Annotated in this window: 13 protein-coding genes and 1 pseudogene; 7 read left to right on the top strand and 7 right to left on the bottom strand. The window is 65.3% G+C overall.

All coding sequences use genetic code 11. The features are described 5' to 3' along the window. The 3 genes from WAN71_RS09540 to WAN71_RS09530 form a co-directional block, all read right to left on the bottom strand. The coding region (locus WAN71_RS09540; RefSeq protein WP_422225097.1) for a hypothetical protein at positions 1–335 on the bottom strand (335 nt) is incomplete at its 3' end. 71 nt (positions 336–406) lie between these two features. Then, positions 407–1099: an Rv0518 family GDSL lipase gene (locus tag WAN71_RS09535; RefSeq protein WP_422225096.1), complete on the bottom strand. Its 693-nt coding sequence runs from the start codon at positions 1097–1099 to the stop codon at positions 407–409. Between the two features lie 158 nt (positions 1100–1257). Then, positions 1258–2499 (bottom strand): acyltransferase family protein, encoded by a 1242-nt coding sequence (locus WAN71_RS09530; protein ID WP_422225098.1) that lies wholly within the window; start codon positions 2497–2499, stop codon positions 1258–1260. Between the two features lie 232 nt (positions 2500–2731). On the opposite strand from WAN71_RS09530, the pseudogene WAN71_RS09525 reads away from it, so the two are divergent. Then, positions 2732–3271, top strand: a pseudogene (locus WAN71_RS09525) (NAD(P)H-dependent flavin oxidoreductase); the annotation flags it as partial. Between the two features lie 15 nt (positions 3272–3286). Here WAN71_RS09525 and WAN71_RS09520 read toward each other — a convergent pair. Genes WAN71_RS09520 through WAN71_RS09510 form a run of 3 tightly spaced genes read right to left on the bottom strand, consistent with a single transcriptional unit; the run spans position 3287 to position 6186 of the window. Next, positions 3287–4000 (bottom strand): hypothetical protein, encoded by a 714-nt coding sequence (locus WAN71_RS09520; protein ID WP_422225095.1) that lies wholly within the window; start codon positions 3998–4000, stop codon positions 3287–3289. A 19-nt stretch (positions 4001–4019) separates the two neighbouring features. Next, on the bottom strand, positions 4020–5465 hold the full coding sequence (locus WAN71_RS09515; protein WP_422225094.1) for a class I adenylate-forming enzyme family protein: 1446 nt from the start codon (positions 5463–5465) through the stop codon (positions 4020–4022). A 7-nt stretch (positions 5466–5472) separates the two neighbouring features. Then, positions 5473–6186, bottom strand: coding sequence for a hypothetical protein (locus WAN71_RS09510; protein ID WP_422225093.1), 714 nt, complete (start codon positions 6184–6186; stop codon positions 5473–5475). Positions 6187–6301: 115 nt separating this feature from the next. Here WAN71_RS09510 and WAN71_RS09505 point away from each other — a divergent pair, with 115 nt between their 5' ends. The 6 genes from WAN71_RS09505 to WAN71_RS09480 all read left to right on the top strand — a co-directional run bounded on the left by WAN71_RS09505 (position 6302) and on the right by WAN71_RS09480 (position 9802). After that, complete coding sequence (locus tag WAN71_RS09505) at positions 6302–6784, top strand: carboxymuconolactone decarboxylase family protein (RefSeq protein ID WP_422225092.1); 483 nt, start codon at positions 6302–6304, stop codon at positions 6782–6784. Positions 6785–6801: 17 nt separating this feature from the next. After that, the gene (locus WAN71_RS09500; RefSeq protein WP_422225091.1) at positions 6802–7443 is read left to right on the top strand and encodes a nitroreductase family protein; all 642 of its coding nucleotides are present in this window, start codon (positions 6802–6804) and stop codon (positions 7441–7443) included. Next, complete coding sequence (locus WAN71_RS09495) at positions 7443–7937, top strand: SRPBCC family protein (RefSeq protein ID WP_422225090.1); 495 nt, start codon at positions 7443–7445, stop codon at positions 7935–7937. The genes WAN71_RS09500 and WAN71_RS09495 overlap by 1 nt, the downstream gene beginning before the upstream one ends. Positions 7938–8103: 166 nt before the next feature. Next, on the top strand, positions 8104–8562 hold the full coding sequence (locus tag WAN71_RS09490) for an STAS domain-containing protein (protein WP_422225089.1): 459 nt from the start codon (positions 8104–8106) through the stop codon (positions 8560–8562). 52 nt (positions 8563–8614) lie between these two features. Next, positions 8615–9085 carry a hypothetical protein gene (locus WAN71_RS09485; RefSeq protein ID WP_422225088.1) on the top strand — a complete coding sequence of 157 codons (471 nt, stop codon included), beginning with the start codon at positions 8615–8617 and terminating at the stop codon, positions 9083–9085. Positions 9086–9115: 30 nt separating this feature from the next. Next, the gene (locus tag WAN71_RS09480; RefSeq protein ID WP_422225087.1) at positions 9116–9802 is read left to right on the top strand and encodes an alpha/beta hydrolase family protein; all 687 of its coding nucleotides are present in this window, start codon (positions 9116–9118) and stop codon (positions 9800–9802) included. Here the strand turns inward: WAN71_RS09480 and WAN71_RS09475 are convergent. Beyond that, a partial coding sequence (locus WAN71_RS09475) for an esterase/lipase family protein (RefSeq protein WP_422225086.1) occupies positions 9799–10744 on the bottom strand: 946 nt, incomplete at its 5' end. The genes WAN71_RS09480 and WAN71_RS09475 overlap by 4 nt on opposite strands.

The raw sequence follows: 10744 nt of genomic DNA, 5'->3' as shown, positions 1-10744 counted from the left end.
CCGCTAGGGCCGCCAGGGATTTGACCCCAGCCGCCGCCAGGTCCGCCGCCGCCGGTGGGACCGCCGGGGATGCTGCCACTGCCGCCGTTAGGTCCACCGCCGCCGGTGATACCGCCCGGCCCGCCGTCGCCGGGGGCAGGCGGTGGCTCAGGTGCTGGCGCGACGCTCGATGAAGGAGTGGTTGTCGTCGTGGTCGTGGGGGTGGTTGTCGTCGTGGTCGTTGTCGTCGTGGCGTGCGTCGGCACGCCCTTGCCGCCGACGACGCAGCCAACCGGAAACACGAGCATCGCCGCAGCGCCGAACAATGCCAGCGTCGTCCGAACTTCAGACTTCATGCGCAATCCCCAATCTCGTCAGGTGCACCTCTTGATACCCCGGGCGACGATGCGCGAAACGCGTCGAATGTTTAGCTCCGCCTGGACAACTGGGCACGTATCAGTGGAGCGATTTTCTCCGCCATATACGCATGTCCGGCATCGTTGGGATGCACCCCGTCAGGGCCGATCAGGTCCGGCCTACCGACGAACCAGCCCTCCCTGATCGGGTCGACGAATGTTGCCCCCGCCCAATCGGCCTGGCTGTTGAGGGCGTCGCGGACGTACAAGACGTTGAACGGCGGATCGGCAGTCGGCCAGGGCGGGCCGATCACCAGCAGTTTCGACGACGGCGCGATGCGGCGCGCCAAATCGAAAGTGTCGTGTGCCATGCCCGCCATCTGCATTTGATCCACGCCCTGGTCATTGCGGGAGCCGAAGAACACCACCAGCGCATCGTCGGGGTGGACTGCTCGGCCAGTCAGATCTTCAAAAACGCTGCCGTGATCGCCGCGCACGACATAGCCGGCTCTGGCCTCGGATGCGACATCGGGCGAAATCTGAACTCCCTGGTGAGCGAGCGTCAGCCAGGTGCGGTTGGTCCACGCATTCTGCCCCTGCCCGCCTTCATCGGTGCCGGTGGTGTAGGAGTCCCCGATCACCGCGACGTGATCAATCGGGGTGCCGCGGGCCGCCATCTGGTACGGGTGCGCCGGTGCCGTGCGGTGGCCGATCAGTCCGATGACAAGGGCCAGGGAGATGACGAACGCAGCTAGACGACCCACTGCTACCTCCACTGTCCACCCCCTAGGCCGCGCGGCACCCGTCAGCGGGTGAAGCCCCCAATTCGTCGACGGACGCGGGACCCCGAAGGTCCCGCGTCACAGGGCATATTACTTGATCAGCGTGTGGCGCAGCAGCGTTCGTGTCTGGAGTTGATTTGCTATCCGGCGCGCGCCGAAATCGGCTTTGGTCGGGCCTCCAGGGCCCGGTCCACCGATTGAAGCTTTCCGGTCGCCTGGTGAGCTGCTGGATCGGTCCGGACGTCGGCAGTCGGACCGCTGAAGTCGACCATCCTTCGCATCCAGCGGCGCGCGGGTTCTTCGACGAAATGAAAAAGCGCGATCGCGACAGCGATGGTGATCGTCAGCAGTCCGGCGACGATGAGCTTTCCGCCATTGCCGTGCAGCGTGAGCTGGAACTGCTCGGCGGTCCATATCCACGCCGTGTGCACCAGCTCGTGGACCATGTACACGCAAAACGAGATTTGTCCGCCGAAGACCATCAACCGGGTGGACAGCAGGGCCGGCAAGCTGCCGGCGCCGATCGCCAGGGCCATCACCAGCGGCACGAACAGGACGTCAACCAGCCCACTGGTGTCTTGGACACCGTGCAACGGATGCGCGTCGAACACGTACAGCAGACCGACGATGGCGGCGATCAGCAGCACCGAAACGTACCCCGCGACGTGGCGGCCGCGATCGGTCGGGCGCAACCTCGTGACGGCGGCCGCGACCAGTGCGCCAGCGGTGAATTGCATGACGATGCGCGGCAGCCAGCTCCACGGTGTGTAGAACTGGCCACTCACCAGCAACATCACCACCGGGGGTAGCGACGCGGCGACCGCGAGCCACATCAGGCTCCGCGCTCTCGTCGCGTGTGCCGCCCGGAAGATCACCAGCACCAGCACGCCGAACAGCAGGTAGGCCAGCCATTCGGCGCTGATCGACCAGGCCGGCCCGTCCCAGCTCGAACCGTCGAAGTACGGCTGGAACCACAGCTGAACCAGCAGGACCTGACGCACGTAGCTGACCGCGCTGAACCCGCTGAGATCCTGCCACGGCACGTGACCGACATGCAGGGTGAAGATCACCCACAGCGCGGCGAGGTGCAAGGTGACCAGGTAGACCGGCCACACTCGGGCCAGCCGCAGCCAGAGGAAGTGCAGGGTCGACCGTGTCGACCAGGACCAGCCCATTCGATCGAGGTAATTCCAGGTCAGCACGAACCCACTGAGAATAAAGAACAGGTCGACGCCCTGTGCTCCGCAATTGAGCACTGGCGAGAGCGCATCGCGGAATCCGGGCGCCGCGTCCCGCAGCAGCGGACGGAAGTGGAATAGCACTACCCACACGGCGGCGATGATGCGAAGTCCCGTGAGGGCCTTGATGTCTCCGCTGCGCACAACACTCTTTCCGTCGGGCCACTCGTGGTTCATTCGCCACTGCCGCATTTGTGCTGCTGCGCCGGCTGTCCAGGCGGTTTCACTCCACGCGACCTGACAAACGACGGCGATGGCAGGGTATCAGTGCGGTCGCCCGATCGCGAGTCGCTGGCTCGGTGTGGCTTGGACACAATCCGGTGACATGCACGCAGTTCACAGCTGGTGTCTGCACGTCTACCGTCAGCATCACGACGGGCGCGCCGGGCCCTCGACATTCACCCTGGTGCCCGAGGTCGCCGACATCGTCGCCGAGCGCTCGCCTGAAACGCTGGTGCTGGCTGCCGGTGGTGTTGCCGATGGCCGTGGGCTTGCGGCGGCGCTGGCGCTGGGTGCGGACGGCGTCCTGGTGGGCACCAGGTTTTGGGCTACCCCAGAGGCGTTGGTTTCGCCGCGAGCGCACCAGCGGGCCCTGAAGGCCGAAGGCGACGACACCTTTCGCACTCAGGTCTATGACGCTGTGCGGCGGCTGGATTGGCCCGCCGAATACAACGAGCGGGCGCTGGGTAATTCCTTCCTCGACACCTGGCATGGCAACGAGGCGCGACTGTCGGCGTCGTTGCCCGAAGCGATCGAGACCTTCGAAAAGGCTGTTGCTGCAGAGGATTTCGACGCGGCCGCGATACTCATCGGCGAGGCGGTGGGACTCATCCACGACGTTCGCCCGGCCGCTGACATCGTGCGTGACATGGTCCGCGGCGCGACAGAAATTCTGGATCGGCGAGCCGGTACCTAACTCTGCACGCCGTCCTCAGTACAGTGGCGACCAGGCGGAGGTGCGCAGCAGCCGACTCTGCCACTGGTCGCGGTATTGCAACGCGTCGAACATGTAGGTGCCAGGTCCGCGGTGGTCAGCCGGGATGTCGGTAGTCAGCAGATGCAAGAGGGTCGCGTAGTCGTTGGTCGCGTCAATCTTCTGCCACAGCATGGCCTCTCGGCGTTTGTGGCTGCCATGCGCCACCTGGAAGCAGGCCTGGATTTCGAGCACCCTTCTGCCGGGTGGCGCCTTGGACAGCACCCGGTAGTAGATCTCATCCCACGACCGGATGTAGTCGTCCAGCGGGGCGTAAGGCCAACCGGTGTCCTCCATGAACAAACTGAGCGGATGCGTTGCGCCGTCGGTGGGCACGCTTGTCAGGTCCACTTCTTGTAGGGGTGACCACTCGACCGGCAGCAGGATCTTTCCGCTGACCTCGTGGCGCAGGTTGTCCAGCTCGCGCATCCATGGCGCCAGATCGCCTGTTTGTGCCCGGCGCGCCAGGCTCTCCCACGCCGCGCCGTCCGCGATGCCGGTGATAGTGACGACGTTGTAAGCGGCCCCCGATCCGTGCGCATGGTTGGTGTACCAGAGCAGTCGAGCATCGTCGCGCTGCGCCAGTATGGGCATCCAGCCCTCGCGGTAGGCCGCCTCGAAGTCGTCCTCGCGAGTGCCGACGACCTGGTGGGTTTCGTGAAGGAACAGCACGGCGACTCCTTTCGGTGGCTCAGGCCTGGTCGACGATCAACGCGGCGAGCTGACGGCGATTGACCTTGCCGGTCTCGCTGTACGGGATGTGGTCGACGATCATCAGCCGCTCGGGCAGCTTGAAATAGGCGATGCGATCACGACAATGCGATCGCAGCTCCTCGAGTGTTAGGGGAAGGCGGGCCACCACGGCCGCCCCTACCCGCTGGCCCATCTCGTCATCGGTGATCCCGACCACCGCTACGTCGGTGACCGCCGGATGGGCCCGCAGTGCTTCCTCGACCTCGGTCGGCCCGAACTTCTCTCCGCCGCGGTTGATGGTGTCGCTCAACCGACCGCTGGGATAGATGTAGCCGTCGGTGTCCTGGCGGGCAAGGTCACCGGTATGCAGCCAGCCCTGACTGACATTCTGGCTGGTGTTCACCCACAACTCGCCGACGCTTCCCGTCTCGACGTCGCTGCCGGTATTGGGATCCACTACTCGCACCTCGACTCCGGGCAGCGCCCTGCCTACCGATCCCACCCGGTTGGGGTCGCGGTGATCCTCCGGCGACAAGGTGGTGTAGGCGCCGAGTGTCTCGGTCTGGCCGAACACGTTGGCAAACGCGACATGTGGCAGCGCGGCCATTGCACGGCGCACCAGCGCGACGGGCGCGGCGGCCGCACCGTAGGCGATGGCCAGCAGCGAGCTCAGGTCGGTGTCGGTGAAGTTGGGATGGTCGAGGATGCGCTGGAGCATCGTCGGCACCAGGAACGCGGTGCGTACCCGATGCTCCTGCACCAAGCGCAGCCAGTCGCCGGCGTCGAACCGTTCCTGAACGACCGAGGTGTTGCCCGAGTAGAGGCTGCCGAGCATGCCCAGCGAGCCGCCGACGTGGAAGAACGGGACGCACATCATCCCGACCGTGGCCGCCGCGTTCGTGCGGAACGGCGCCCCAATTCCCCGAATTCGCGCAGTCAATTGTCCGCTGGTGATCCCGACCGCCTTCGGGAGTCCGGTCGTGCCGCTGGTGAAGAGCACCAGGGCGTCGCGGTCGCCCATCTCGTCGACGGGCGACACCCGCGAAAGTTGGTGGCCGTTCAGTAGATCGGCGGGCGTCAACGTCCTGGTTGCCCCCGCTGCGCGCAGCTGGCCGGCGTATGATTCCCCGGCGATCCCGACCCCGACGCATCCCGCGTTGCGCAGCATGTCCCGCAGCTCCGGTGAGGTGAGCGCGGGATTCATCAGCGCCGCGGCCGCACCGATGCGCGCGGCGCCGAGCACCGATGCGATCGACAGCACGCTGCCGCCGTCGACGACGGCGACGCGGTTTCCGGCCACCACCCCGTTAGCAGCCAGCCCGGCGGCGCAGCGTTCGACGGCCGTCGCCAGCTCGCCGTAGCCGATCCTGCGGTTGCCGATGATCAGCGCGACGCGGTCAGGATCGCCGGTGGCGGCGATGTCGACGATCGTGCCGACGTTCATCCGCGGCTCAATACAGAGGTGACCACGACGAGGTCCGGAGCAGCCTGCTAGTCCATTGATCGCGCAAATCCAAAGCGTCGTGCATCCAAGTTCCCGGCGCGCGGTAGTCCGGCGGGATTTCGGTACGAAGGAGGTTCAGTAAGGCCTCGGGCTGGCGGATGCGCTGCATCAGCACTACTTCACGGCGCAGCTGACTGCCCAGGGCAGGCTGGAACGCGGCTTGGATGGTCAACATTGCGGCCGGCGCCTCAAGGCTTTTGGAGTACACGTCACCGCATCGGTCGATGTATTCGGTGAACTTGTCCTCATACGGCCACATGGTGTCCTCCATGTAGAGGGTCAGCTCGTGTTCCCGGTCATCGACAGGTACCTCGCCGAACGGCACGTCCTGCAGTGGCGACCATGGAAGCGCCATCAGGATCTTGGCCTCGACGTCGTGGCGAAGCTCGTCGAGCTGGCGCATCCACTGCCGCAGATCGCCCTTCTGAATCCGCAGCGCCAAGCGCTCCCATGCCGCTCCGTCGCGAACCGCGGTCACGGTGACCACGGTGTAGGCGGGGCCGCTGCCGTGTGCGTGGTTGGCGTACCAAAGCAGCCGGGCTTCGTCTTCGCCGCCAAGTGTGGGCATCCAGCCGTGTCGAAAGGCGGCTTCGAATTCGTCCTCGGCGCGTCCCCGCACCTTGTGCACCTCGTGCATGAAAAGCATGCCGAGACCTCCCACGCGCGATGCTGCACCGTGCAACGTTTCCGCTCAACGGACGTTAATCCCGACGCCCGCTGAAGTCCAAGGGCGGCAACCTAGACAGTTAAGCCAGGCATCTGGTTTGCTCGCACCCATGGCCAGGCTTGATGTGCCCGACGGCCCGGGCGGTGAGGCCGCGATGATTTGGACACTGCGGCCGCCGCTGGGCGACATGGTTGAACGGATGATCCGCGGGGCCTACCAGCAGAGCATCTTGCCGCCAGAAGAGCGCGAACTCGCCAGGATGCGCATCGCACAGATCAATGACTGCGTTGCGTGCTCGGACTTTCGCGCACCGTCGGTGCTCGAGGCGGGCGTCCCACCGGAGCTTTATGAGAACGTCGCCGCGTACTCCACTTACCCCGGCTACACGCCGCGGCAGCGTCTTGCTATCGAGTACGCCGAACGTTTCGCCAATGATCATGGATCGATCGACGACGCGTTCGTCGGTCGGCTTCGTGAATTGTTCACCGACGCGGAAATCCTTGATCTGACACTGTGTGTGGCGGTGTTCCTTGGTCTGGGGCGGTCGTTGACCGTGCTGGGCGTCGATCAGTCATGCGCGATCGACCTCTGAGAGGGCCGTCGAGAAGAGTGGACATCGGATCTGTCGACGAATTGCTCACCACTACCCGGGCGGTGCGCAAACGTCTTGACTTGACCCGGCCGGTCGGTCGTGACGTGATCCTGGAGTGCCTGCGAGTGGCGATGCAGGCGCCCACGGCGAGCAACGCGCAGGATTGGCGGTGGCTGGTGATTACCGACGCGGACAAGCGCGCGGCGATCGCCGAAATCTACCGCAGCATCGGCGCTGAGTATCTGGCTCACGCCGCCGCGACCGAGTCCGATCCGCAGACCCGACGGGTGTACCGCGGTGCGCTGAGCCTGACCGAAACGCTGGCTGAAGTTCCGGTGCACGTCATCCCATGCCTGCAGCGCCGCTTTGATGGCAATGATCTGTTGGTTGCTTCATCCGCTTGGGCATCGATCATCCCGGCCGGCTGGAGCTTTTTGCTTGCGCTTCGGTCCCGCGGTCTCGGATCAGTTTGGACCACAATGCATTTGGCCAAGGAGCAAGAAGTGGCCGAACTGCTGGGAATTCCGGCCACGGTCACACAGGCCGCGCTGTTCCCAGTGGCCTACACGATTGGCACCGACTTCCGGCCGGCGTCACGGCCGCCCGCGGAGACCGTCACTTTTTGGGATACCTGGGGACAGCCGGATGGAGAAAGCTGATGCAGGCCTACACCGTGCGATTTCATGTCGATGCACCCCCGAAAAAGGTATGGCGGGTGCTGCATCCACCGGCGCCGCCGGACGCACCCAGACCCCGGGTGCTCGAGTGGCCGACAGGCAGCATGGAGATCCTCAACGAAGGCGACGAAGCCGGCGAGGGACTGGTCCGCACCTGTGTCTTTCCTGTGCCTAAGTACCTGCTGTCGGGCGGCAAGGGGCGTTCGTGGGAGACCATTACCGAGGCGGAGATCAACAAGCTCTCGCGCTATGTGGCGATTGGCAAGCCGCTGTGGTCGCGCGCCGAGGGGTACCACGAACTGGAGGAACAACCCGACGGCAGCACCGTGCTGACCTTCCATGAGACCTATCACGCCTTCAACCCCGTGCTCCGTTTTCTTCTCGAGCGTCCGGTGCACGCGAAGATTTCTCGCGACAACCTCGAGGTGTACGAGCACGCCCTCGGCTATGCCGGGTCGGTCCAGCGGCTGACCTAGGCGAGGGCCCAGTCGGCCGACTGACGGCGAGTCGTCGGGGCGTACTGGCCGGTAACTGAAAATTGTTTCTTAGCAAAGTATTAAACGGTTCGCCCAGTGACCTTAGAGTAACCAATTAGCGTCTCAAACAGACTTGCAGCAACAGCGTTTGAGAACTGGGGGCCTCATGAAGGATTCGATCGACAGCGCCGCTTCGTACGTGACGCCCCGTCACGCCCATCTCCCGTTCGACTGCAACGGCGCCGCGGTGCGGGCGCAGTGTCGTCACCTGGCAACCGTTGTGACGATCAGCGGTGTGGTCGACGCGACCAATGTCGACCAGGTCAGCGAGCACTCCAAGCGCTTCATCCTGCCGGACAAGCCGTTTGTCCTTGACTTGTCCGGTTTGAATTGCTTTGCAGCACAAGCTGTTCGACTTCTTCATCGGTTGGATGACGTTTGCAGCGCCGCCGGGCTGGAGTGGTCCGTGGTCCCCAGCCAAGCAGTAAACACGACGCTGCTGGTCACCCAGGAGGAATCCAGCTTCCCCGTCTTCGGCTCGGTGCACGAGGCGCTGCAGTACTTCGCTGATGCCAATTCTGCGCGTCGCCGGTTGCTGTTGCCGCTGCTCACCAAGACCGCCTAGCAGCCCAATCAGGCTCGGGCGTGCCCCGCACAAACCCCGTATGCTGCTATTCGTGAGGTCGAAGTCAACCGCTATCGCGGCCGCGGCGCTCATCGCGCTGAGCTGGGGGGCGGCCGGCGGCCTAGCCAGTGCCGATCCCCCTGCGCCGCCGCCTGCACCGGCCCCCGCGCCAGCGCCGAACGGGCCGAAGACGAGCATCGACCACGACGGCACGTTCGCGGTGGGCACCGACATCGTGCCCGGCACCTATACCTCCGCCGGGCCGCAAGGTAACGGCGTCTGCTACTGGAAACGGCTCGCCGGCGACGACGGCAAACAGCTGCTCGACAACGCGATGAGCAAAAAGCCGCAGGTCGTGCGGATCGACCCGACTGATAAGACGTTCAAGACGGACGGCTGCCAGCCATGGCAGAAAGACGACGCGGCGGTCCCCGACCCGGGCAAGACGCCGGAGCAGGCAGGCCTCCCGTTAGGAATCCTCGGCTCGCTGTTAGGCGGCGGAGCGCCACCGCCGAAGCCGTAATGGCCTAGCCGGCAGGCCAGCCTGGAGGGCATGGACACCGTCGAATACGCCCCGGGTCGGTTGGTAGACGTTTCCGGCACACCCGCGCAACGGACCGTGCTGTTGTGGCACGGCCAGCAGGCCGACGCCCGCCTCGCGGTCCGGCCACTCGCCGAACGGCTGGTCCGCCATGGCTTAGGCGTCGTGGTCCCGGACTGGAACTCACATGCCGACGATGGCGGGCGCGCCGACCTGCTGCGCTCGGTGCATTTTGCCCGTGACCGCGTCGACGACCCCGATGGCCTGGTGCTTGTCGGATGGTCGATGGGCGGTGTCGCGGCGGCCGGGCTGACGATTCAGGCGCGACGAGTTGATGTCGGGTTCGCACACACTGTCTGCCTCGCCGGGGCGTTCATGGTCTCCGATCCGATTTTCGGTCGAGTGCCGGCCACGCAGCTCAAGCAGGACGCGCGACGCTGGCCGTTTACTCTGCTGCACGGTCTATCCGACGACGTCATTCCGGTCGCGGCGACCCGCGAGTTCGCCTCGGCCCTGCGGCGGAACAAGTGGCCGGTGGAGGTGGTCGAGTTGCCCGCCGACCACGGATCGATCGCGGGCGCCAGCTACGACACCACCGTCGACCGCTACTTGGCGGCCGATGATCCGCAGACGTTGGCCGTCGCTGCCGACGTGGCAGCTCGGATCGCCGCGCTGGCCGGCGGCGCGACGATGCCCTAGCGGGTCAGCCAGTCGCGCAGCTTCGCATAGACCAGCGGATGATTCAGCAAGTCCAAGTGATTCAGCCCGGTCAGCGTCAGTCCCTGCTCGGTGTCAAAGGGAATGCGCCGCGACCTGCCACGGCCGGCTGCGCTTGGCGACCGCACGAGGTGGTCGCCGGCGATCATCCCGAGCAGCGGCGGCGTGACTGTGGCAGCTACGAAATGGTAAGTGGCATGTGGGAGGAACGGCGCCTCGTTGCAGCGATCGTGCAGGAACTCGTCCGGGTCGGCGTCACCCCAGTCCTCATCAAGGCAGGCGCCGAACCGCAGATCCTTGACCCCGTCGCTGCGGGAGTTCAAAAAGGTTGCGATGGCACAGGTTTCGGGCAGCCGTGCCAATGCCCATGACGCGATGTTCACGCCCTTCTCCAGATCGGCCCCCGTATGCGGCGAGCCAAGGCACACAACATGACTCAGCGTGTCGGTCCATCCATGCTGTTGCTGTGCGCCGTAATGGCAAGCGCTGCGCGCCACCAGTCCGCCCATCGAGTGGCCTACCAGCGCCAGCTCGGTGATCGGCACCGGCCAATGCGCGTGCAATCGGTCGAGCATTTCGGCGAGAGTTCGGCCGTTAACCGATATGTGCAGCCCGGTGTTGTAACGCAGCCGAACCGGGCTGAATCCGAGATCGTCGCGCAGGCGCTCGCCATAGCTGCGGCTGTCCTTTGCCCCGGAGTCCTCGCGTGGCTGCCGAGACCATGACCGCTCGGTAAGACACCAGCCGTGCAGGAACACCACGACCCGATCGGTGGCCGTCGGGAATGCAGCCGCAATCGCGTCGGCCGTCGGCTCAACCGGTTTACCGCGGTGCCGGATGACCATCGCGCCCGCAAGCGGGTTGTCGCGCTCAGTCAACTCGTCCCCATACAAGCCGTTGACCGCGGCGATGACTGCGGCCGAC

It is taken from the genome of Mycobacterium sp., assembly GCF_049280035.1.
GTDB lineage: Bacteria > Actinomycetota > Actinomycetes > Mycobacteriales > Mycobacteriaceae > Mycobacterium.
This window is presented reverse-complemented; position numbering and strand designations above follow the sequence as displayed.